Annotated in this window: 24 protein-coding genes and 4 pseudogenes; 19 read left to right on the forward strand and 9 right to left on the reverse strand. The window is 25.6% G+C overall.

The features are described 5' to 3' along the window. The first annotated feature begins 101 nt into the window (after positions 1–101). The 5 genes from HGD80_RS05265 to HGD80_RS04020 all read left to right on the forward strand — a co-directional run bounded on the left by HGD80_RS05265 (position 102) and on the right by HGD80_RS04020 (position 2,848). Positions 102–257, forward strand: coding sequence for a hypothetical protein (locus tag HGD80_RS05265; RefSeq protein WP_225904351.1), 156 nt, complete (start codon positions 102–104; stop codon positions 255–257). Beyond that, positions 227–1,234, forward strand: coding sequence for a Rep family protein (locus HGD80_RS04005; protein WP_264081116.1), 1,008 nt, complete (start codon positions 227–229; stop codon positions 1,232–1,234). Before HGD80_RS05265 ends, HGD80_RS04005 begins: the two co-directional genes overlap by 31 nt. A 512-nt stretch (positions 1,235–1,746) precedes the next feature. After that, on the forward strand, positions 1,747–2,019 hold the full coding sequence (locus HGD80_RS04010; RefSeq protein WP_219474655.1) for a hypothetical protein: 273 nt from the start codon (positions 1,747–1,749) through the stop codon (positions 2,017–2,019). Between the two features lie 11 nt (positions 2,020–2,030). Continuing rightward, the gene (locus HGD80_RS04015) at positions 2,031–2,561 is read left to right on the forward strand and encodes a flagellar protein FlaG (protein ID WP_219474658.1); all 531 of its coding nucleotides are present in this window, start codon (positions 2,031–2,033) and stop codon (positions 2,559–2,561) included. A gap of 2 nt (positions 2,562–2,563) precedes the next feature. Then, entirely contained in the window at positions 2,564–2,848 is a 285-nt protein-coding gene (locus HGD80_RS04020) for a hypothetical protein (protein ID WP_225904352.1), read from the forward strand. 1,376 nt (positions 2,849–4,224) lie between these two features. Here the strand turns inward: HGD80_RS04020 and HGD80_RS04025 are convergent. The 9 genes and pseudogenes from HGD80_RS04025 to HGD80_RS04065 form a co-directional block, all read right to left on the reverse strand. Further along, positions 4,225–5,928 (reverse strand): DpnII family type II restriction endonuclease, encoded by a 1,704-nt coding sequence (locus HGD80_RS04025; RefSeq protein ID WP_219474660.1) that lies wholly within the window; start codon positions 5,926–5,928, stop codon positions 4,225–4,227. A gap of 614 nt (positions 5,929–6,542) precedes the next feature. Next, positions 6,543–7,679 carry an AAA family ATPase gene (locus HGD80_RS05665; RefSeq protein ID WP_318839871.1) on the reverse strand — a complete coding sequence of 379 codons (1,137 nt, stop codon included), beginning with the start codon at positions 7,677–7,679 and terminating at the stop codon, positions 6,543–6,545. Positions 7,680–8,278: 599 nt separating this feature from the next. After that, positions 8,279–8,647 carry a hypothetical protein gene (locus HGD80_RS04035; RefSeq protein WP_219474662.1) on the reverse strand — a complete coding sequence of 123 codons (369 nt, stop codon included), beginning with the start codon at positions 8,645–8,647 and terminating at the stop codon, positions 8,279–8,281. Positions 8,648–8,697: 50 nt separating this feature from the next. Beyond that, positions 8,698–8,804: pseudogene (locus HGD80_RS04040) on the reverse strand (HU family DNA-binding protein); the annotation flags it as partial. 20 nt (positions 8,805–8,824) lie between these two features. Beyond that, positions 8,825–9,470: pseudogene (tmk, locus tag HGD80_RS04045) on the reverse strand (dTMP kinase). Between the two features lies 1 nt (position 9,471). Continuing rightward, a pseudogene (locus tag HGD80_RS05545) lies at positions 9,472–10,049 on the reverse strand (hypothetical protein). Then, positions 10,049–11,347: a replicative DNA helicase gene (gene dnaB, locus HGD80_RS04055; RefSeq protein WP_219474664.1), complete on the reverse strand. Its 1,299-nt coding sequence runs from the start codon at positions 11,345–11,347 to the stop codon at positions 10,049–10,051. The pseudogene HGD80_RS05545 and the gene dnaB overlap by 1 nt, the downstream one beginning before the upstream one ends. A gap of 55 nt (positions 11,348–11,402) precedes the next feature. Then, on the reverse strand, positions 11,403–11,645 hold the full coding sequence (locus HGD80_RS04060; protein ID WP_219474666.1) for a DUF2963 domain-containing protein: 243 nt from the start codon (positions 11,643–11,645) through the stop codon (positions 11,403–11,405). Positions 11,646–11,650: 5 nt separating this feature from the next. After that, positions 11,651–12,279 (reverse strand): annotated as a pseudogene (locus HGD80_RS04065) (sigma-70 family RNA polymerase sigma factor). A gap of 933 nt (positions 12,280–13,212) precedes the next feature. Between HGD80_RS04065 and HGD80_RS04070 the strand changes: the two are divergent. The 14 genes from HGD80_RS04070 (at position 13,213) to HGD80_RS04130 (ending at position 24,362) form a co-directional block, all read left to right on the forward strand. After that, complete coding sequence (locus HGD80_RS04070) at positions 13,213–13,773, forward strand: hypothetical protein (protein ID WP_219474669.1); 561 nt, start codon at positions 13,213–13,215, stop codon at positions 13,771–13,773. A 363-nt stretch (positions 13,774–14,136) separates the two neighbouring features. Beyond that, a complete protein-coding gene (locus tag HGD80_RS04075; RefSeq protein ID WP_219474670.1) occupies positions 14,137–14,394 on the forward strand; it encodes a hypothetical protein in 258 nt (85 codons plus the stop codon). A gap of 287 nt (positions 14,395–14,681) precedes the next feature. Continuing rightward, positions 14,682–14,819, forward strand: a complete 138-nt coding sequence (locus HGD80_RS04080) for a hypothetical protein (protein ID WP_219474673.1) — start codon at positions 14,682–14,684, stop codon at positions 14,817–14,819. A 368-nt stretch (positions 14,820–15,187) separates the two neighbouring features. Beyond that, positions 15,188–15,577 (forward strand): hypothetical protein, encoded by a 390-nt coding sequence (locus HGD80_RS04085; protein WP_219474675.1) that lies wholly within the window; start codon positions 15,188–15,190, stop codon positions 15,575–15,577. 466 nt (positions 15,578–16,043) lie between these two features. After that, a complete protein-coding gene (locus HGD80_RS04090; RefSeq protein WP_219474677.1) occupies positions 16,044–16,241 on the forward strand; it encodes a hypothetical protein in 198 nt (65 codons plus the stop codon). Between the two features lie 103 nt (positions 16,242–16,344). After that, positions 16,345–16,989, forward strand: coding sequence for a hypothetical protein (locus tag HGD80_RS04095; protein ID WP_219474680.1), 645 nt, complete (start codon positions 16,345–16,347; stop codon positions 16,987–16,989). A 368-nt stretch (positions 16,990–17,357) separates the two neighbouring features. Next, complete coding sequence (locus HGD80_RS04100; RefSeq protein WP_219474682.1) at positions 17,358–17,882, forward strand: hypothetical protein; 525 nt, start codon at positions 17,358–17,360, stop codon at positions 17,880–17,882. Between the two features lie 51 nt (positions 17,883–17,933). Next, positions 17,934–18,587 (forward strand): hypothetical protein, encoded by a 654-nt coding sequence (locus HGD80_RS04105; protein ID WP_219474685.1) that lies wholly within the window; start codon positions 17,934–17,936, stop codon positions 18,585–18,587. Further along, entirely contained in the window at positions 18,572–19,960 is a 1,389-nt protein-coding gene (locus tag HGD80_RS04110; RefSeq protein ID WP_219474688.1) for an AAA family ATPase, read from the forward strand. Before HGD80_RS04105 ends, HGD80_RS04110 begins: the two co-directional genes overlap by 16 nt. A 182-nt stretch (positions 19,961–20,142) precedes the next feature. Continuing rightward, complete coding sequence (locus tag HGD80_RS05550; RefSeq protein ID WP_264081086.1) at positions 20,143–20,277, forward strand: hypothetical protein; 135 nt, start codon at positions 20,143–20,145, stop codon at positions 20,275–20,277. Positions 20,278–20,407: 130 nt separating this feature from the next. Continuing rightward, positions 20,408–21,124: a hypothetical protein gene (locus tag HGD80_RS04115; protein ID WP_219474691.1), complete on the forward strand. Its 717-nt coding sequence runs from the start codon at positions 20,408–20,410 to the stop codon at positions 21,122–21,124. A gap of 248 nt (positions 21,125–21,372) precedes the next feature. After that, positions 21,373–21,642, forward strand: coding sequence for a GroES family chaperonin (locus HGD80_RS04120; RefSeq protein WP_011160495.1), 270 nt, complete (start codon positions 21,373–21,375; stop codon positions 21,640–21,642). 255 nt (positions 21,643–21,897) lie between these two features. Next, positions 21,898–23,508, forward strand: a complete 1,611-nt coding sequence (gene groL / locus HGD80_RS04125; RefSeq protein WP_219474696.1) for a chaperonin GroEL — start codon at positions 21,898–21,900, stop codon at positions 23,506–23,508. 158 nt (positions 23,509–23,666) lie between these two features. After that, entirely contained in the window at positions 23,667–24,362 is a 696-nt protein-coding gene (locus HGD80_RS04130) for a hypothetical protein (protein ID WP_219474699.1), read from the forward strand. Positions 24,363–24,424: the final 62 nt, after the last annotated feature.

A 24,424-nucleotide genomic window follows, 5' to 3' on the forward strand; every position in this document is an offset into this window, starting at 1 on the left:
TGCATATATATGTTACAATAATATCGAGCGCCTTTGTCTTGTTAGACGATAAAGGAGTAGGTTGGAGAGTCCATTAAAAAATATTAAAAGGAATCAATAAAATGAAATTACGCATCTGTGAAATTGTTATTAATAGTAATTTAATTACTAAAACCAAAATAGAAAATATTTTAGAAACTAAAAAAAAGCTATTCAAAATTATGCCTATATTTTACATGATAAAGATATTTACCAAAATAAAAAAGAAGCTCAATTGAATGGTAAAAAAGTAGGAGATTTAAAAGCCCCTCATTGGCATATATATTTAAGATTTAATAATGCATATGATACAAAACATATATCTCAATGGTTTAATACTCAAGAAAATTTTGTATCTAAAATAAAAGGTAGATTTAGTGATGCCTTAATGTATATGATTCATGCTAATCGTTCTGACAAACATCAATATGATGAAAAAGAAGTAGTTAGTAATTTTGATTGGAAAAGCGAGGCCCAACAAGATATTTTTAACAGAAAATACAAAATGGATGCTCGCTTAAAAGATATTTTACTTAAAATAAGTTCAGGAGAAATAAAAGAGTATAATATAAATAAAAATATTTCTATTATAGAGAATAATATTTATTCTGCTGCAATAGAAAAAGCATTTAAGTATAGAATTAGAGATTTAAAGGAACTAAAAAGAGAAATGAAATGTGTTTTCATCACTGGTATGAGTGGTTCAGGGAAATCTACTCTTGCCAAAAAAATAGCCAAAGATAACGGTTATAAAGCTTATATTTCATCTGGTAGTAATGATGTTTTAGATGATTATTGTGGTGAAGAATGTATTATTTTAGATGACCTACGTTCTTATTGCCTAGGTTTATCTGATTTAATAAAAATGTTAGATAATAATACTGCATCATCAGTTAAGAGACGTTATAAAAATAAAGTTTTAGAATGTAAATTAATTATTATTACTACTGTTAAAAGCATTGATGATTTCTTTGAAGATATTTTTAAAAAAGATGAAAGCATTATTCAATTAAAACGTCGTTGTACTTATCATATTAGTATTGATTCCAAATATATTTATACTAGTGTTTGGAATAATGTTGATAAGAAATATGATAAACCTTTTAAACAACCTAATACTTTATTAAATGAATTCCAAATAAAAAGATTGAGCGAAAAAGAACAAAAAGAGGAGATTTATAAAGATTTAAAAATAGATTTAGATAAAAATATTTAAAATATTTATATACTTAAATGCTTTTTTTTATTAATTTTGATGTGTATTTTACTAGGTTTTTTGATATAATATAAGTGTATTCATCTGACAAAAAATATTATTATTTAATTTTGATATAAATAAAATGTTAAAATTATTAATGACTCTATGTATATGTTTGTCAGATGGCATATATGTAGGGTCATTTTTGTTATGTAAAGTCCACATTAAAAAAGTATAAAAAAAATAGCTATATAAATCAATGCCCTACCAAAAGCAAAAAGATTTATATAACTACCATGAAAGGATGCATTATTCATGCAAATATTCAATTTAAACATAAGCGCATTTATTGATAAAATAAATGAATATGCTATCTTTATTATATCATTCCTTAAAAACACTTTCAACAATATAATTGCTATTAGAAATGTTAGTTTTAGTTTATTTGATATCCCAAATTCTATCGGAATAATTATTCAATTTGGTTATCTATCTTTTATATTTTAATTTTCATTACTATTTTATCTTTTATGGGTTCTATTTTTAATATCGTTAAGCAAATAATAAAATATACTATTTATTACCCAATTAAATATTTTGTTTTAGCAATATATGGTTTTTTACTATTATTAAAATATTTATTTACTCCCAAATCAGCATTAACCCAACCAGTTCAAACTAATAATTCTAAAACACAACAATCAATATTAGAAAAAATGGGAAAAGAATTATTAATTTTAATATTACAAAATGGTAAATTAAAAAAACAATTAGAAAAAGATAATAAGAATAAACATTTATAAGGAGAAACTAAATGAAAAACAATAATCAACCAAAATCAAAAAATAAAAAAATTATCTTTATCATTTGGGGATTGTTTATATCAGTATCTGTTATTGGTCTTTTAATAATTCTATTATTAGCATTACAACCAGAACAAGCCTCTAAATCTACTCCAAAACAAATTCAAATACCACAACAACCAAATTCCCAACAAGAAGAAGAAACATATAATGATATTTTGAATAAGATTAACAAAGAAGTTGATAAATTAACAAACGAAGAAGAAATAGTTTATCATCCAGGTAGTAAAACTATAAATTATATTAAAGTATATGATTCCAAAACTAAAAAAATAATCCAAAGAACATTTTACAACTCAGATGGTAAAACTATTAAAACTATTGAGGAATACACCCCCGAAGGTAAACTAACCAAAATCACTAATTACATTAAAGATGGTAAAACTATTTTCTCTATTAATGAATACAACTCCGAAGAAAACATAATCAAACAAACATTTTATAACCCAGACGGAACTGTTAAAGAAGAATCAACTTATTAATTATGAATAATAAAAAAAGAAAAATTATATTAATAATTTGGGTTATCTTCATCTCCATTATTCTTCTAATTCTCTTATTCCTTTTAGGTTTAAGATTACCTAAATTATTTAAATCAATTCAAGATAAAAATAAAGTTGAAACCCAATCTAAATATCAAACTCAATATATTTATGATACTAATAAAGTTAATAATATAATTGGATTAATTAATTCTTTAAAACGTTTAAAAACTTTAAAGCAATTAAAACCTCAAACTGAAAAACAAAAAAAAGAAGAAGAGCAATAACAATTTGATTGGAATTCAAATTATGATAACGATGAAAATAAATTAATTAAAGATATTTCAGTAGTAACACTAACCAACAGGTGCAGGTTGTTGTTGGCTGTTTAGTTCTAACACCTATATTTGCATCATTAGGTCCAGTTTCAGCCCTCTTGCTTTATTAGCTTAATAATAGACTCTCCAACCTACTCCTTTATCGTCTAACACGACAAAGGCGGTTGGTTCGTTATTAGTTTACGGCTTTGGAAATATAAAAATTGTCTTCCGCGGAATGTTAATTTAAAACATTCTATTAGATTTAAAAGATATTTTAAACGCATTATTTTGCCTCTCTCGCTTTGATTTAATTACAATTAGGGTGAAAATTACCCTATGATTTATTTAGAATCTTTTATTTTAAGTCTAAAAGTATTCAAAGACGAGCAGAGCGAACTAGGCGTCCAGCCGTAGTATATCTAAATTAACTCTTACCCTCCTCCTATAAAGTCCCCTTTGGGGATTTAGGGGGGGTATTTTAATTTGACCGTTAAATTGTTAAATTTGACGGGCACATGTTTAGATAATATATTTCATTTAAACATTATAAATTATGATATATTATAATAAATTTATATATACTAATTAAATATAAAAACCTATCAAGAGTTTTTATATTTAATTAGTATCATTAATATTATTTTATTTAATATTAAATAAAATAATATTAATGATATATGTTTCTAATAAGGTTAACCCCGAATTAATTATTATTTATCACAACCCAATTCAAAACAGCCTTGGAGGGCTTTTTGAATTGGTGTTTAGGGTTACCCACGGGGTTAACCTTATTAGAAACATACCATTATATAGTTAGGGCAAAAAACGAAAAACTCACCATAAAAACGACATGGTTAAATTTTTTTACACAATAATGCGGAGTTTTTGATTTTGGGTCGGTTATGCTATATAATAACAGGGTTAAATAGCAAAATGCTCTCACCATAAACACTAGCGAAAATGATGATAGAAGAGATAAAAAATGGAAAAAAGTGAAAAAAAAATAAAAAAAATATCCCCCTCATTTTGAGGGGGGTCTAAATTAGGTTAAAAAATGATTCGTTTTAATTTATGCCAAAATTGTAAAAAATAAAAGTACGTATTTACAAGGGTTTTGAAGGCCACTTAGAGGCTAAATTGAATATAAAGAGGGTCTAAATCAATCATAGGGTAATTTACCCTAATTGGAATTAAATCAAAGCGAGAGAGGCAAAATAATGCGTTTAAGAGCATTCCTGATTTAGGGGGTATTTTAAAATAGTTAGTAGAAGAAATTATAATTATAATGTTTGTTGTAAAAATTAATCTTAATGGGTGTGTGTTTAATTTATTAGATCGATGAGTTAAAAAATACAATTTTGTTTTATTTTTTTTAAAAATTCTTGAAAACGATGGATATTGAATAAAACATTGGTTTCCGTTAAGGTTTTTTCCAACAAAGATGCGTTTTTTTTCAAACCTGGACCTTCTATCACATAAATAAATTGAATATTTTTGAATTTATTGATAGTTTTACTAAATTCTACCAAACGTTTTAATTCGCTATTAATTTTGGAGCCTGAAGTGTTAAAAAAACTACATTCTAAAAGATAATTTATATTATTATGTTTAAAAACAAAATCCACTCTTTTTGTTTCTTTTAATTCAACACCTTTTAAAATGTCTGTTAAAAGAACTTCTTCTTGAAAATTGAAATTATTTGTTTTTAAAAGAGTTTTAATTAAATTAGGCAACAAAACTCCTGATTTATTTTTTCTTGAGTTAGAATCCAACCCCACCAAAACCCCAAAAATATAATCTTTAATATTTTGATTAAAATTTGAATTTACAAAAACATTAGTTAGAAGTTTTGATTCTTTAATAAAATTAATGACAACTTCTTTATCTTGGTGGTCAAAAGTAATTTCTTGGTTTTGGTTGTTAAAATAAATAAATTTTTCGTTTTTCGCAAAACGATTGTTAGCTAATAATATTGGCAAAAATTCAAAAGTATTTGATAATTCTTGCCATTGTAATTCAAATTTATCATAAAATTCTTGCTCAGTTTTGGATTTAAGTTTATTCCATTTTTTAATAATTTCTTCATTTTGGTTTATAAAATGATTAACTTTTTCCCACGAAACATAATCCTTTAAAAAATAAGATGTAGATTTTAACTCTTTGAAAAACAATAAATTATTTATTTGTTTAATTTGGTCATCTCTTAATGTAAAATTCGTAATAATTGTTTCGTAGGTGTTATTTTTCCGATTGCAGCTTTGGGAATTGATAAAACGATTAACAGGAATTCTTATAAAATTAAAATCTTTGTATAAGTGGTTAATTAATTGAGTGTCGTGATTAGTTAAAACCCATTTAACTCCTCTTAAATGAGCTGCTTTTAAAGATTCAAACAAATCTTTTTGGTTTGTTTGATTAAAAGGGGATGCATTATAGCTGTTAAAAGTTTGAGTATCTGAATCATAAGGAGGATCACAAAACAATAAATCATTAATTTGTGTTTGAGCAACTATTGTTGCGTAATCTTGGTTTTGGATTTTAATTTCATTCTTTTTTAAGAATAATGTGATATTTTTAAGATTAGATTCGTTAATGATAGTTGATAAACAAACATCATTTTTTCCATTAAACGGAGAGTTAAATTGATTTTTAGAATTAACACGATAAAGACCATTAAAACAAGTTTTATTAAGAAAAATAAAGCGAGCAGTTTTTGAAATATTATCCAACGAAGAGGTTTTTTGGTCGCGCAATTGATAATAAAAATCTTTTTTTTCTAATTTTAAACGTTTAATATATGTTTTTAATAAATTAACAACATCACGAGATTGTGATTTTAAAGTATGCCAAGCAGTTATCAATTCTTCATTAATATCAGACAAAACAGCTTTTTGAGGTTCCAAACTAAAAAAAACACTCCCACCTCCTAAAAAAGGTTCAAAATAAGTTTCATATTTAACATTCATAACAACTTTCAAAAACGGCCAAAGTTGGGTTTTCCCACCCGCCCATTTGACAAATGGTTTTAGTTTTAATGTATTTGACATTTTGATAACCTCTTTCTTGTTTTTTAACTATTTTTCTACAACTTAAAATTTTAAGATAAATAGAGGCTTTTACCCTACTTAAATTGAAATTAGTTATATAAACTATCCTAATTATACCTCAAATCAAGATTATAACATTAAAATTTTGATTGTTTATTTAAGAAGATATCACATTTCATTTAAATTAATTAAAAAGACCAACTTAAAAGTTGGTCTTAATATGTTTTTATCCTCTTGTTCTTGGTTTTAATGATTTTTCAGTTTTCTTTAATATTAAATTTCTTGGTATAAAGGGTAATGTATTTTTTGACTGGATTGAAGTGAAGATAGTAGTTTTTGTATCTAAATTTACTATCAAAGTTTTCAATACTTTCAAATTCATCTATGTAAAAATCTTTATCTTCTTCAAGTAACCATTTTGGTCCTTCGTAGTTAAGTTCTATAGTGTGGTTGGTTGGGTCTGGGATTAATGATACCGTGAATTGTGAATCTCCGCGTTTATCTTGGTCGTAAAAAGAGCGAAAATAATCAATTTGGCTGTTTTTATATTTCCATTTATTGAAAGGGTTTTTGTAAAAAGGTGGGATGTCATTTGGTTCATATTCTTGGTGTTGTCACTTGCCTAAGCCATTTAAGCCATAGAAGGTGTATTTTATATTAATTTGAATGTTACTTTTGGGTGGTTTTAAGTATTTTAACAAACCTTTTTTCCATTCTACATATTGATCTTCACATTCTTTTCTTCTAACTTCTTTAGTTGTTTCAGAAACTTTAATATTTTGGAAAATATTAATAGCTTCATCCAAATCAGAAGCTAACATCACTTCATGATTAGGGTTTTTACGTTTATATTTTTTGGCTTTAATATAAGCACTATCAATTATTTTTTCTTTTAAATTTCTAGTAGAATAATTTTTGCCTTTGCATCTATTAGCAATTTCTTTTAAATGAATATAAGGATGATAACTAATTTGATAATCAGTTACTAAAAATTGTAAAAATCCTTCAATTTCATCATCTTTTAATAAATCAATTTTAATTTCTTTGCTAAATCTACTTCTTAAAGCACTATCAATTTTGTCTAAATGATTGGTAGCGCCCATTAAGACAATTTTTTTATTACTTCTTTTAAAGCCATCTAATTTAGTTAATAAATTATTAACAATATTAATACTTGTTTTGTTAGATTGGTTATCTTCGCGATTGGCAAGTCCGCTAATTTCATCAATAAATATAATAGTTTTATCATGATTTTCTGCTTCTTGCCATATTTTTTCTAATTCTTCATTTCCTTCACCAACGTAAGTCTTATCAAATCTTGATGGTTCTAATTCAATATAGTGTATTCCTAATTCATTGCATAAAGCTTTAATTAAAAAACTTTTTCCAGTGCCAGGAGTACCATATAATAAATATCCTCTAGGAATTAATTTATCAAAATTAACCATAGAAGTGTTGTCGTCTTGAAAATATTCTATTAAATCTTCTAACTCTTCTTTTTCTTGTTTTATTCCATAAACATCAGAAAACATAACTTTCTTTTTTTCACCTTGATAAGAAGTGTTATTTTGTAAAGCTTTAATTTCTTCTTGTAATTGTTTGATTTGTTTATCGAATTTAATTAATTGACCACCTAAAAACAAATCATAACTTTTTAAATTTTGAAATTCTTCAACATTATCTTTGTTTTGAATCATTAAATCTTTAATGATGTTTTTATTAGCGTTATTCAAAACCATTGCTTCTTTCAAACTTTGAATTTTTTTGTTAATAAATAAATTTTTACTAGTTTTGGTGATTTGAGAAGTAATAGTTTGAATTTTTTCTTGGTTATTAGTTTTTGTAGTTAATAATTGTTTTTTTGTTCGATTAAGTCTAAAGTTTTTTTATGAATAGGTTCTTTTTTATCTTTTTTTTCTTGGAGTTTTTGGGTTAAAGAGTTAATTTCTTCTTGTAATTTGGTTTTATCTTCTTCTTTTAAGTCTTTGTTTTTGAGGTTAGTTTCTTTTGCTTCTATTTCTGTTGTTAAAGTTTTTTCTTCTATATTACAATCATTTATTATGTCTAAATTTAATTTAATTTGTTGGTCTAAATGTTGTATTTGTTGAAGGTTTTTCCTATTTTCTTCAATTTGAGTTGCGTTAGTTTTCTTTAACTCTTCAAGATATTTTGATACTTCATCTAATTCTTTGGTTTCTTGGGGGGGTTAACGAATTATTTTGAGGTAAATCGTTTTGGTTGGGGGTTTGGGAAATAAAACCGCAAATCCATAACCCCAAAACTGCTAAAATACAAACACCCAAAAAAGTTAAATAAATTTTTTTAATTTCATCTTAGTTCCTTTCTTTTTTTATTCAACATCATAATATAAAGTGCGATTTTGTCCAGAGCGTTTTTTATATAAATCAATTTTTTTCAAAGATTTAATATGACTATTTGACCATAATAATCCTTCTTGAATATAATTATAATAAGGAAATTTCAAAACAAAATCATAATTATAAATATAAAAAGGTTCTTCAATTTTTTGATTAATTGGGTAAACAGCTACAATTTTATCTTTTTGAATGTCTTTAATAATTATTTTTTCTATTGCTAAATAACTAGGAGTACCAAAATTAGTTCCTTTATCATATATAATTTCTAAATTATAATTTTCAGGAGCAAAAGAAGTTGATTCTGGGATATAAGGTTTGTTATTGCTCCAAAAAAAATACAAATTAGAAGCACCATTACCCAATTGGGTTAAATTGTCTAAATTATAAACATTATTGGTGCCATTAAGGTATTTTCAAATGAATTGTAAAATTCTTCGGTTTTTGCAACTGAAGTTTTAGTTGCTTTGCAACTTCTTTGATTAATTCTTTCTTAGTCATTGTTTTGTTGTCTCCTTTTTTTATAATATTTTTTTATTAATTAAAGTTTTGATTATTTGGGCTAAATTATCTTTTTGTGAGTTGGTTGCATTAATTAAAAAATACTTGCAATTTTGGTGTTTACAATTTGCATCATTACAGTATTTATGTTGTTTTAAATAATTTTGACGAACATTTTCAAAATAATTTAATGGTTTTTTTCAATGAGATCTAATTTATGATTTGATTGGGTTTGTTTCGTTGTAATCCAATTTGGGGGTCAATATCTAGATAGAAAGTTAAATGAGGTTTGAGTAAATGTTGATTAATAATTTTTTGATGTTATTTCATCATCATAATCTATGGAATTACCTTTTCTTTGATAAGCTATAGTCGAATCATACCAACGGTCAACTATAACAAGATGGCCACTAAGTAGATTAGGAATTATCAGTTCATCTTGAATTTGAATCATGTTGGCAAAATTAAGAAAATATTTAGTTCTTGTTGTTGTTGTTTTTGGTATAAAAACAAATTTCTTATTTCGTTTCCAATAGAACTACTTCCTAAACCTTGGTAAACTTTTACTTTTTGTCCTTTATTAATTAAAGATTTTTTTAATTTATTAATCAAAGTAGTTTTGCCACTTCCATCTAGCCCTTCAAAAACTATTAATTTATTCCACATTTTAATTATTTCCTTTCGTATTTTTGATTAAATTAATATCTTTAAAAGATATTAATTGTCTTTGGAATAAGGTATTTACAAAGATATTAGCTTTTTGAGAAAAAACAATCAATTACTTTATTAATTCCTTGGACTTTGCCGTTTTTAATTTTATTGTTGAGCCTTTGGGATTCGATAGCATCATTTGTTAATAAGTAATATTCAAAACGCGTATCGAGTTTTTTTTAGTTGTTGAGCTTCGATGATAGCTTGTTTGTAACGTTCACGGAGGCAAGTTTTAAAATTAAAAGCAACAATTCGTTTGTTTTGGGCAAACAATACTAAATCAAATTTGATATCAGGAATAAAAAATAAATATGTTTGGGGATATTGTTTGGTGATTCCACGATTTCGAAAATAAATTAAAATTAGATATTCGTTAATTTTACCACGCAGTACTTTTTGCTTTTGGGAAGTTGATTTGGTAATTTGAAAATAATAATTCAAACTTTGATGATTTAATTGCATATATTGATTAAAAGGATATTTAAAGTAATTATCAGGTTTGATTTGAGATAAAATTTTTTCTGAAATTAACATTACTTTTCCTCGATTCTTTGGATTTCTTTATCAAAATTAAAGTAACATTGGCCTAATTTACCTGAACGATTTTTAGCAACAATAAATTGGGTAAAATCTTCTACAACATTTGTAAATTGATCTTTTTCATAATAACTTTCGCGATGCAAAAACATAACCATATCGGCATCTTGTTCGATTGAACCTGAATCTCTTAAATCTGAAAGATTAGGGATTTTAGATTCTCTCATTAAAGTTGGGCGGTTCATTTGGCTTAACGCAATAATAGGAATTTGTATTTCCATTGCTAATTTTTTCAATTCACGAGTAATAATCCCAATTGCTTGATTTAAATTAAGAAATTGGTCGTCTCTTAAAAGGTGTAGATAATCAATAAAAACTATATCAAGTCCTTGGTGAAATTTTAATTGACGGCATTTTCTTTTAACTTCTTCTATTTTGGTATTTCTGTCATCATCAATTAAAATATTTAATTCACTTAATTTTTCTTCTGTTTGCAATAATTGTAACTTTTCTTCACGATTTAATTTTTGTTGTTCCATTTTTTTGATACTAATCTGAGATTCACAGCTGATTAAACGTTTAATTAATTCTTCGGATGTCATTTCTAAACTAAAAATCAAAATATTATGTTTTTTAGGGATATTTTGAAAAACTTTAGCAATATTGACAGCCAAATTTAACATAAAAGCAGTTTTGCCCATTCCAGTTCTTACGGCTAAAATATTTAATTGTCCTGGTTTAAAGCCTCCAATTAAATCATCTATATTATTAAATCCTGTTTTAACTCCAACTAAATTATTTTTATTGTGGTTTTCCAAAATGTCTTTGATTACTTTAGAAACACAACTTTTTAAATCTTTAAACTTGGGAGTGAGTTTTTTTCTTAATTTTGCAGTATTTGTTTCTATTAATTCTAAAATCTCTTGGGGAGCTATTTTGCTTCTTGCAATTTGAGATAATTTAGCAATAATAACGCCAATTTCTCTTTTTAAAGATGTTTCCTTAATTAAATCAATGTATGTTTCTAAGTGTCGAGGAGAAGGCGTCAAATCAGATAATTCATTTAAATAATCAATTCCTCCTATTTGTTTTAATAATTTTTCATTTTCTAAAATAGCACTTATAGAAGCATAATCAATTTCTTTATTATTTTGATGTAAGATTTTCATGGCTTTAAAAATATATTTATTATGAGGACCGTAAAAGTCAGTTTCTGTAATTTCATTAAAAACTGAAGAAATTATTTCGGGGTTTAAAAGGACAACCCCCAACAAAGCGCGTTCTGCTTCAATCATCTTTCTAACTCCTTTTTTTAATTTGGGTATAAAAAATACCCCTTCAAAAAGGGGTTTAGTTTCTATATTGATTAAAAAGTTTTTCTTCTTTAACAGTTCCGTCAGAATTGTAATAGGTTTCTTTGATTGGTTCTTCTGTTATGGGATTATATTCAGTAATACAATCAATTGTTTTGTCATCTTTATTAAACCAGGTTGTTTTAATAAAATTCCATGTATCAGGGGCATGTTCGTGAATACCACAAATTGTTTTGCCATCAACATTGTAGTAAGTAGTTGTATTTTTTTGATAATTCATATTATTTATTTCCTTTTTATATTTTTTTTTAATTTAGCAATTTCTTTGTTTTTGATAATTTCTACTTGCCTTGGAGATAACTTCAACATTTTACCTATATTTTTGTTGGAATACTCAATTTGAGGGTATTGGTTTTGGTTTTTTAAAGGAATCCCAAAATTTAATCTAATAATTTCGAATTCCTGGAGATTTAAAATAGTTTTAAGTTTTTTGAAGAATAATTCGTGATTAACTTGGTTTAGCCAAATTTGATGGGGGTTTAGATTGTTTGTTTTAATAGATTGGTGTTGTTTTTCTTCAAAAGGAATATTACTTACTTGTTTTTCTTTCCGAAAAATCTTTATGGGAGTTGAAGTAGGTTGTAGGCCTCTGATAAGTTCTGTGATTTTACCTTTAATTGTTGGGATTGCATAAACAATGAAGTCATAACCTAAATCTTGGTAATTATTTAAAGCTTTGATTAGACCTAAAATTCCTTCTTGGTATAAATCTTCTCTTTGAAGTGCTTTAGGGAAATATTTAAATTGTTTAACTATTTTTTTACTAATGGCAAATGCATTTTGATTAATTGATCACGAATTTCTAAATTCTTTTTATTTTTTAAAAAATCTTTAAATAATTTTTGTCTTAACATTTTATTCCTTCCTAAAAACATTTTTAGAAAAGATAAGAAATTTTTCCAGTCTTGAAAAGAAAAAAAAGACTAACTTAATAGTTAGTCTTAAAGAATTTTTAAAAAGTAAAAAGTTGTCCAAAGTTTTGGAACACCTCAGTTGTCTTTGGGTTGGTTCATTGGCGTAACGGTGTCATACTTTATTTTTGTAGATGATGTATTTTTCAACACCACATTTATTTTAACATCTAATAAAATAGAATGCCAATCGCATCTATAATTAAATATTTTTTAAAGATAAAAGACTAGTTTTTGCTAGTCTTTTTTTTTTTTTTTGCTTTTTTTGCCCCTTTGACCCCTTTTTTGCCTTTGTGCCGCGCTTTTTCTCACTTTTTCGCCCTTTTTTGCATCTTAATTGTTGCATTCCTTAAAAAAATGTTATAATAAAGCTAATTAAATTATTATTTTGTTATTCCTCAATTATTTTGTTTTGCATGTTTGAAAACATTTAATATTTGAAAAAGGGACTAATAATTTACTTTTAGTATCATTTTTTTGTATTACTTAATTGTTCTTCATTTTAAGAACATCATTATTCCTTAATTTAAGAACAAATTGTTCCTTATTATAGGAATGCCCTTTTTATCCTTATTAAGTTAGTTTTTTAAAAATTATCAAATTATTATCTTTAATTATTTATTAATTAAAATTGTTTTTTGGGTATTTTTAAAGGCTAACTTTTTTTATTATCAAATTAATTATTATCTAATCTTTAATAATAGCTAATTGATTAATTGATAAATTATAAATATTTTAATTGACACTAATTATTATTTAATACTATTTAGTTAAGTTAAAATATTGCTTCAAGGAAATAACATGTTGTATAAAAAAAATTTTCTATATTTTGTTTTCATAATAAAAACAATATTGGAAGGGAATTAGAATAAATATATGCGTAATGTTCATAAGAATCAGAAAAATAAGAAAGTATGTGGGGTTCCTAAAGTCTTAGTAATTTTAGGTGCTGTCTTAGTTGCTACAGTATTTATAGTAGGGATGATTATTTCTACAAGAGCCCTAAATACAGACTATGTGTTTAAAACTAAACCATTAGGAACAAAAGTTGGGGAAGCTAATCCTTCATTATTAGGTTATCTATATTCTAAATTTACTGATGATAATGATGATAAAAAATTAGTTGATTTAGAAACTAAACATTTAGTAACAGATACAAATGTAACAGATACAAAACAAATTAAACAAGAAGTAGGATTAGTTGCAAAGTATTGCAATGATGATGTAAATAATAAAGCATTATTTAAAGATTATAACTTAGTGCATGTAGGTTATAAATTAGTTTTATTGACTACTGATAGATATAATGCAGGAAAAAATCCAGATCCAAGTGTATATACACAAGCCTCAAATTATGACTCTGCAACAAATGGAGACTTTAATGAAGTTAAACCTGGTGATGTTGTATTAGTAGATACAGCAACAGAAGAAGGATAAACAAATAAAGATTTTTATGTTGTAGTTAAAAAAGACGGTAAGGATGTACAAGAATCTGTATTTAGAGTAGGAATTGAATATGATGGAACACCTACATTAAAGCATCAAAAAGACAATAATGGTAAATTATTATACAAAGCAGTAGATACAAATGGTAATGAAGTAAAAGACAGCAATGGTAATGTAAAACAATTTACATTTGACAGTGATAATAATACAACTGAAGGACAAAACAGAACATTACTTAAATCACTTACATTAAAACCTGTAACAATTGGAACTGGAAATAATGAAACCCATAAAAAAAACAGCGCAAACCCTGCAAGATACCTTTACAAAAGGCAAGATGTTTGGGGTAATGAAGTGACAGGCGTAGAAAGCACTGTAAATACTTCAGATCAAGGTGTAACTGCTAAAAATAATAGAACATACGAACACACCTTTACATTACCACCTGTAATGCAAAACGATACTGGTAAAAAATCATATACTAAAACTTTAGAAGAATTACAAAAATCAAACCAATCCTACAAAGAGTACACCGAAAAAGATGTAGATGACAAATATAAAGATGGTACATTAAAATATAAAGATCTACATAAAATAATCCTTCAGTTCTAAATTCTAATGGAACTGTTCATAAAGAACCATATAAATTTACATTTAATTTACAACAAGTATATTCTTTAGAAAATACATTAGAAGAAACAGAAACAGTTAATGGCACAACCACTAAAAAAACAAAAATATTATTAGCAAAATTATTAGAATTATCAAATCTAAATGCAAGTAAAGACCTTTATAGCCAAGGCAATCTTGCTTTAATAGTTTATTATAAATTAGTAGATAAAGATGGAAATACAGAATCATCAAATACAGGTACAGTAGTACAAAGTGCAAAAGTACCATTGAAACCTAGAGCTCTTAAAGTAAGTAATAAAGGACAAACTAATTTTGCTGGTGCTGGTATGAGACAAACACAAGCAGTAACACAAACTCAAGCACAAGGACAAGGAAACAATTCAAGATCTAATCCTACATCCTAATATATAATCCTTAATTACTTATTACTTAGTTAATATTATTACACAAATAATACATCAAGTTATTCATAAATTAAAAGTGGTAATTGTTAATATGTCTAAATATAAAAAAATATCAATTCTTACTACCTTTTTAAAACACGTAAAAAAAACAGTATATATTTTATATATTGTTTTTTTATTATCTTGTTGAGTCATTGTAATTTTAATATTCTTTTTTAGCTAATGATAGTGACCCTAATTATTTAGGAGTAATTCAACCAAGACAACTAGGTATAAATGGTAATTCTAATATAGGATATAAAATACAAAAAGATAATAAAACTAAATTAGAAGTACAAATTAAACCTTTAGCATCAGATAATAAGAATTTGTTTTATTTTCAAGAAGATGCTAAAACAATAGGACAAGAACCTAATGCAGCATCAACATATAAAAGAGTTTATGCTCTATTAGTAACTATTCCTCAAAAAAGTTGTCTAGATGAACAAGATTTATATCTTTGTTGTGATGCAAAAAAAGAATTACAACAAGAAAAAGATCATTGGGATTATTTTTTTACCAAACCTAATTTTGTAACTGAGTTTGCTCAAAAATATATTAAATATCATTATTTGTCAATTGATGTTAAAAATAATAATTCTACTAATCTAATTAAAAAAGTTGAAGATATTAAAAAAATATTTTATAATAAAATACCCTCATCTAATAACAACACTGGACTTTGTATTGAAGCTGAAAATCAAATTTATATTATATAAATGATGCCCCACCACTATCACAAATACAAAAAATTACACCTAATTTATTAAAAAAACCAGCGTTATTAGAAAAGATAGAAATAGTTTAAACAACAACGAAATAAAATATAAAGCTGGAGATATTTACAATACTATATTACCTTTATCACATATTCAAAATAAAAATTTACTTCCCTTAGAAAAAACTAATGATAAAGAACAATATATTATTGTTGCTAGTTTTGATTTTGATTCAGTTAATGCTGATGACAAAGATTCCATTAAAGAAATTAATTCATTTAATAAATTAACTATTCATCCATCAAATCCTTTTAAATTAGATATTCATTTTGATTTAGTTAATTCTGATAATATTATTGCATCTCAACCTTATTATCTAACTCAAGAACTAGATTATAAAAAAGATAAAAAAACATATCCTAATTTAGATATTAAACCTTTTTTATTGAAAGATTCTTTTTTAAGGATGCTTAATGCAAATATATTAGAAATAAAAAAAAGATTAGATGCTTTAGAAATAGAAGAATCAAACCAAGAACAATACTCCACAGCATCAAATGACGATAAATTACATGTGTCAATAGATGATTTGTATGAAATAAAAAATGGATATTATATCTCGTTTATAACCAGAAGACCAAAACAAAATAGAAGCACAATTTAATGAATCTAATTATTTTATAAACAACATTGTTAAACCTAAACAAAAAGCTATAAAAGATTTGTTGCTTTCTTTGCCAGTATATGACACAGAGGAAAGAAGACAAATGATGGAAGCAAAGACCCCACAAGAAAAAGCACAATACATAAAAGATCTAATAGAAGAATTTACAGGTGCAACAGGCTCAAAAACATATTTCATGAAAGAAAGAAAGAAAATAATAGAATTATTAAGAAATTCTTTAGTATCTAATTTATCTGCTCCCAACATTAAAGCAAATTTTTTTTCACCAGAACAAAACCAAAGATTAGAAGAATTCAAAACAACTAATCCTACATATCTACATTTAACACAACAAGAAAAAAATATATTAGATGATTTGGAGAAAAAACTACAAGAATTTGAAAACGCATTAAATAACATTACATTATCAGAACCTAATAAAACTCCTAAAACAAGAGATAATTTAGCTGCATTAAAGAAAAAAACAACTACTGAATTACCACCTTTAACAGGCACTAATAAAAAAGACAAGATAAAAGAAATAAGAACAAAATTAAATGAATTAAAAGAATCCATTAAAGAAGAAATAAAACTAATATTAGGACTTGAATTAATGCAACAAACATTACAAGAATATTTAGAATACAAAAAAAACAAATTAAAGATAAAATTAATAACATTATTAAAAAATTTACTACTGGTATTAATGCACCTTATTTTACTTTTAATCTTTCTAATAAAAAAATAAAATGGCATTCTGGAAGTCTTTATTATGATAGTCTAAAAGAGTTAGAAAAGTATTTAGAAAAGATGAACATATAAAGCAACACTGCCTCCAATAGATTCTAATTTAACTTTATCATTTAAAACAAAACAAAAGGAAAATGAATTAAAAGAAGTTGATTATGCTTGTTATGATTTAGTTAATAATGATAATCAAGTTAATAATAATATGAGTGTTATTTTAAGATTTCGTCCTTTTGTTGCTCCTTTTTGTCTAGATGAAAAAAACAAGAACAAGCATGTAAGAATTGTACTACATGTCAATCTAATTCTTGTCAAGATGAAAAAGATAAATTAAAACCATGCGAGCAACTTAAAACAGGATTTGGAGCTTTGTTTTCGCCTCAAGATTGTTTAGGAGAAATTCAACAAGAATTAAAAAAACAAAATGATAATGCATCATCACAACAAAGAAAAACAATCTTTTTATTTTTTGAAAAACCAATATATAATTTTTTAGAAGAACAAACATATTCTATTAATCATAGTTCTTTTATGATAGATATATTACCTGATACTCATTTAAAAGGATTAGATTATATGCAAAGAGCTCATGAAGCATGGGAGCATCATCATCAACCTAGCCAAACAAATGAAATACATCAAACAGGACGAAATATGTATCATAATTTAAATAATCAACTTAGAGACCCAGCATTTAATAGAGCATGGCAACAAGAAAATAAAGGTCAATATAATTATAACTATAATCAAAATTCTTCACCTTATCAAATAAATTATACTCCTACAATCTATCAAGTTCCTAATGCAAATATGCAAATTGTAATTCAACAAGAAACTCAAAATAATCAACAACCAAATTCACAAACTCAAAATAATCTACAACCAAATCAATAACATTAATAATTAATATATAATATAATAATGAAAATAAAGGTTAATTATAACATGGCATATAAAAAAAATGAACCTAAAAAGGATAAAGCATTAAAAGAAGTTGAAGTTAATGAAAAAGCAACTAACGTTCAAATTAAAAAAACAAAAGATGATAAAAATAAACTTAAAGTAGTAAAAGAAAATGAATTTGAATATGATGAAACATTAAATCTAGTTTCTAATAATGAATCTAAAAGTAATACGTTTTTCTTTGTAATTATTATTTTGATATGTATTACAGCATTAGGTGGTTTTGTTGTTTTTTCTTATATGACAAATGATACAATGGATAAAAACTTTCAAAAAACAAATGAAATAATTACTACAACAAAAACAGATGTTGAAAGTTTATCAACAGAAGTTAAAGAATTAAAAGAAAACCAAACAAATAATAATCAAACTGATGAAAATAATAATACTCAAACTGATGGGAATCTTATGATTATTCAAGAATTAAAACAAATGATGCAAGATATAATTCATGGAAATAATCTACATACTCTAAATGATCTTATAAATGCATTAGCTAATAAAAATGATCCATCTAAAAAACAATTACAACACATAGATAAATTTCCTGAAGTTACTAGATATTTTCCTATGCCTTTAGATGAATTTAAAGGATTACCTAGTTTAAAAAAACTATTGGGATGGAAAGTGTTATAGACCAATTACAAGGTTTTCTTAATTATTTAAGTGATCCTTTATCTTATGTAGGTGTTGGTAAAGTTAAACCACCTCAAGGAGTCTTATTTTATGGGGTTCCCGGAACAGGTAAAACATTCTTTACTAGAGCACTTGCTAAAGAAGCTGGTAGGCAAGTTGGTTTTTATGAAACTAATGATGCTGAATTTGTTTCTCAAACTCTTGTAGGAGATGGTCCTAGGTTTGTTAAAAAGTTATTTGAAGATGTAAGATTACATAATAAAAAAGAAGGAGTAAAAGCTTCTATTATCTTTATTGATGAATGTGAAGAAGCTTTTAAAGATCTAAATAAAACTGCAAATTCATCTTCAGATCTACCTAACGTTGTAAACCAATTTAAAACTGAATTAACCTCAACAAAAAATGATCCTAAAAAACCTATTTTAATTATTGGAGCAACTAACTATTTTGATAAAATAGATGAAGCTATTAAATCACGTTTTACTTATCATATTGAAATTAAAGTTGGTGATGCAACAGCCAGAGCTAAATACTTAGATTTAATGATTAATGTTTTAAGAAAAAAACCTTTTCACGAAGAAGCATTAGAATATCTTTTAAAAACTGTTAATCCTTTTCTTGTTAAGTTTGATGCAGAATCACGTTCTAATAGACGTTTAGAAAATATGATTGAATCATCTGTTATTAATATGAATAATCGTTTAAGTGCTGAAAGTCGTGCAAAACAAAAAGAAATTGATGATAAAACTAAAAAATTACAATTAGAAGCAAATACTTTATCTTTATCACAAGAAGAAAAAGACCAACTCCAAAAAGACATTCAAGAATTAAAAACACAATTGCATAATAGAAAAATTAAATTAGAACAAATAGTTGAAAATGAAAGCCAAATGGCACAAATCAAACAACAAGAGACAAAAATAGAAAAAGAAACAGCCGAAAAGAAAGCCCAACAAATTATATTAGAAGAAAAAATAGCTAAATTGAATTTTGAAATAGAGTTTTTGCAAGAAGAATTCAAAAAATTAAACGAGAAACATTCCCAACCAAAACCCTTACAACCTCCTACATCATCAATTCTACAAACATCTGAATCAAATGCTTCTTCAACTCCGCCACAAGATGTAAAGCCAACTCCTCCAAACAGTGAACAACAACCTCCACAACCAAATCCAGAGGCTGAAAAACTAAAACAACAAATAAAAGATAAACAAAAAGAAAAAGAAGAACTATTACAAAAAGAAGACCCATTAAAATTAGAAGAAGACAATAACAAAATTAGTACAAAAACTGACACAATTGGACCAAGAAAAAACCTTTTAAAGCAAAAGTTAAACAATTACAAAAGGACTTGGAAAAAGAAGTTAGAGTAATTGATTTAAGAGCAACTTTTTATCAAGTTTATGGCATGAAAATCCTTAATAAACCAGAGGAACGTTGTAATGAATTACAAGAATGAGCTAAGGTTTATAATAAAAGAAATACACAAGTTCTTTATTCAACACAAGCAATTCATTATCTTAACCAAACCTTAAATCCTAAAATTAATCAATTAATGGAAGAAGCTCAATGTGATAAATTAATTGCTTATTTTGTAGAAGCTTCTAAAAGAAAGTTTTTAGAAACCAAACAAACATTCATTATTTTTTTTATCCTAATTGAAATTATTTATCTTTGTTGGATAAATTGAATAAATTATTTATATTAACAATTATGTTATTGTATTTTTATATATGTTATAATTGAGGTGATAAAAGTGATATAATAATTCCTTAAAAATAATTTATAAAGTATATTAGAAAACTAAAAGGAGCAATATTTTGAATTTTGCCATCACTCAAAAGACTAAAAAGACTTTGCATAAATATATTCTAGCAGCTCATATACTTGCTTTAGCTCTTATATTATTTCATCTTTCTAAACAAATGGGGCTATATGATTATTTTAGGTCTCCTTTAACTTATAAAACTTATTTTAATCTGGCTTTAGTGCCTTTATTTTATTTAGGGTTTTGCTTTGGATTTAAGAAAGCTTTTTTAATGCTTCTTATTTATCTGTTTTGTGAATTTGTAACTACTTTGGGACATTTTTGGATTTTAGTTGATTATGATATTTTTTTGCTTGAAAAAATAAATATTAATAAAGTAGCTTTTTTTATACTGAATTATCTTTTAAAAACTTTAATACCTCTTTTATCTTGGTCTTTTACAGGATTATTATATTGTAAAGATTTAAGTCATTTTAATATTAATAAAAAAAATATTATACGTTTATTAAGTATTTTAATTATAATTATGTTAATTCATGCTTGTCTTTATGCTATAAATGGTTATTTATGTTATTTGCCAAGTATTAAATATATTATAAAAGATAATCCATATTATAATATCTTTTTTGCTAATGAAATAACTTCCTTTATCACTATTTTTGTTCTTAATTTAGAAACAGTTATTACTTGTAATTTATTATTATTTGGTTGTGTTATTTATCTTAATCCAAGATTAAAGATTATTTATCAAACTTATTTTTATGAATAAACAATAACATAAATGAAAAACTTTTTTTTGCAATTCCCAATAAGACAAATTTAATAATATTTACCAAAAATATAAAATAAATTTTTGAATCCTCCAAACTAAATTATTTTTTTTAATACTTGCCAATTATTAAATCTTATGATATAATAAAATTGCTTTGGCACTTAAATTATTTAGTGCCAAAATTAAATCATTACAAAAATATTTTATTTGCTATAATAAATTATTAAATTAAAAGGAGTTTAATCATGAAACAAAAAACAATTATCCCTTTACATGACAATGTTGTTTTAAAATTGAAAATGGAAGAAACTAAAACAGCTAGCGGAATTATTTTGGCTTTATCAGAAAAAGAAAAATCCTCTGTTGGGGTTGTTGTTGGAGTAGGTTCCAAAGTTGAAGGTTTAAAAAAAGATGATGAAGTAGTTTATAAAAGCTATTCTGGTAGCAAAGTTACTTTAGGAGAAAAAGATTATTTAATTGTTGCTGTAAAAGATATTTTGGCACAAATTAAATAAGATAATATAGATAAGATAAATAATTATAAACTAAGTATTAATAAATAAAAAGACAATATTTTAAACTTTTTTTAAAATTATAAATCATAAAATTATAAATATTAATTAAATATCAATAAATCAATAAATAAAGATATAAAGATATAAAGATATAAAGATATAAAGATATAAAGATATAAAGATATAAAGATATAAAGATATAAAGATATAATAAGATATAATAATCAATAATCAAAATATTTAAGGAGTAATAAAATGAGTAAAAAAATACTTTATGGCAAAGAAGCAAGAAAAGCTTTATTACAAGGAGTAGATGCAATTGCAAATACTGTTAAAGTGACTTTAGGACCTAAAGGACGTAATGTTATTTTAGAAAAAGCCTATGATTCACCTGCTATTGTAAATGATGGTGTTTCTATTGCTAAAGAAATTGAATTAAAAAATCCTTATCAAAATATGGGAGCAAAGTTAGTATATGAAGTAGCTTCCAAAACTAACGATAAAGCAGGAGATGGAACAACTACAGCAACTGTTTTGGCACAAAGTATGATTCATCGTGGGTTTGATGCAATTGATGCAGGAGCTAATCCTGTTTTAGTAAAAGAAGGAATTGAGTTAGCTGCATTAACAGTTGCCAAAAAACTTTTAGCTAAATCTAAAAAAGTAGACGCCCAAGAAGATATTCAAAATGTGGCTGCTGTTTCATCAGGTAGTCAAGAAATTGGTAAAATCATTGCCCAAGCGATGCAAAAAGTAGGAAAAGATGGAGTTATTAATGTTGATGAATCCAAAGGTTTTGAAACAGAATTAGAAGTTGTTGAAGGATTGCAGTACGATAAAGGATATGCTTCTCCTTATTTTGTCTCTGATAGAGAAAGTATGACAGTACAGTTAGAAAATGCGTTAGTTTTAGTAACTGATCATAAAATTAGTACTGTGCAAGAAATTGTACCTATTTTGGAAGAAGTAGTAAAAGCATCTAGACCTTTATTAATTGTAGCTGAAGCTGTGGAAAATGAAGTTTTAGGGGTTTTGGTAGCTAATAAATTAAGAGGAACTTTTAATGTAGTTGTAACTAATGCTCCTGGTTTTGGTGATAATCAAAAAGAAATGTTACAAGATATTGCAGCACTTACAAAAGCTAATTTTGTTTCTAAAGAACTTAATATGAAGTTAGCAGATTTAAAAATGGATGATTTAGGAAATATCAATAAAGCTATTATTAAAAAAGATAATACTACTTTGATAAGTAATTCTAAAAGTCCTGAATTAGAAAAACGTATTCAAGTATTAAAAACTCAAATTAAAAATGCTACTTCTGATTATGAAACTAAAAATTTGCAAGAAAGATTAGCTAAATTATCAGGAGGAGTTGCCTTAATTAAAGTTGGGGCTGCAACTGATACTGAATTAAAAGATAAAAAATTACGTATTGAAGATGCTCTTAATGCTACTAAAGCTGCTATTACTGAAGGAATTGTAGTTGGTGGTGGAAAAGCTTTAGTTGAGGTTTATCAAGAATTAAAAGATACTTTGGTATCTGATAATAAAGAAGTACAACAAGGAATTGATGTAGTAGTACAAAGTCTTTTAGTACCTACTTATCAAATTGCTTATAATGCAGGATTTTCAGGTAAAGATGTGGTAAAACAACAACTTTTACAACCCTTAAATTTTGGGTTTAATGCTAAAGAAGGTAAGTATGTTGGTCTCTTAAAAGAAGGTATAATTGACCCTACTAAAGTAACTCGTCAAGCTGTTCTTAATGCTGCTTCTATCTCTGCTTTGATGATTACAACTGAGGCTGCTGTGGTAAGTTTGAAAGAAAATAAATATAATAACTTTGATTTAGGAACACAAGAATAATTTTTTTATAACTAATAAAGCTTTATTTTTTTAATTATTATCTCCCATTTTTCCTTTTTTCATGTTAAAATAATAGTAGGTTTTGATTGTCTTTTAACTCTTTGTTAGAAAACAACTCAAACCATATAATTATATAACGCAAGAAAGGAGACCAAACAATGCAAAATCAAAAAACTCAAAAATCTTTAGTTGTTAAAGTTTTAGTTTTATTTGCTGCTGTTGCTTTAATGTTTGTTGGCGTTCAAGTTTTTGCTGATGATAAACTAGATTTAAACACTTTAGAATGTAAAGACCCTCTTGAACTTACTGCTGCTGATGCAGCTGATTCAGAAAAAGTTGTTAAACAATGGAAAGTTCAAAACACTTCATTGAATGCAAAAGTAACAAAAGATTCTGTAAAAGTAGTGGTTGATGGCAATAAAGTAACAGTTACACCTGTAAATGGTGATGCTGGAAAAGCTTTATCAGGTTCAAAAGTATTAGATTTAGTAGGCGTATTTGAATTAAATAAATTAACTTTAGGCACAGACAAAAAACTTACACTTACAGTTAAAGATGGCAAAGTAGATGCAGAAGTTGGTTTAAAAGCTTTAAAAGAAACTGGAGCTAAAGTTCCTGCAACTGTAAAAAAAGACGACGTAACTTTCACAGTTGGTAAAGACGACAATGCTAATAAAGTTACTGTTAAAGCTGTAGATGGTAAAACTACTGTTTCAGGACAAGTTGTCTTTGAATTTACTCAAACACCTTGGTACAAAACAGCGTGGTTCTTAACATTAGTAGCTGTTGTAGCTGTTGCTGCCGTTGCTGGTGGTGTGTTTTTCTTTGTTAAAAAAAACAAAAAAAATAAATAATCTTATTTAATCATTATTTAAAAAGCTAGGTTTTTTAACCTAGTTTTTTTTATTTATCTTTA

Source organism: Paulownia witches'-broom phytoplasma (assembly GCF_019396865.1).
Lineage (GTDB): Bacteria > Bacillota_I > Bacilli_A > Acholeplasmatales > Acholeplasmataceae > Phytoplasma > Phytoplasma asteris.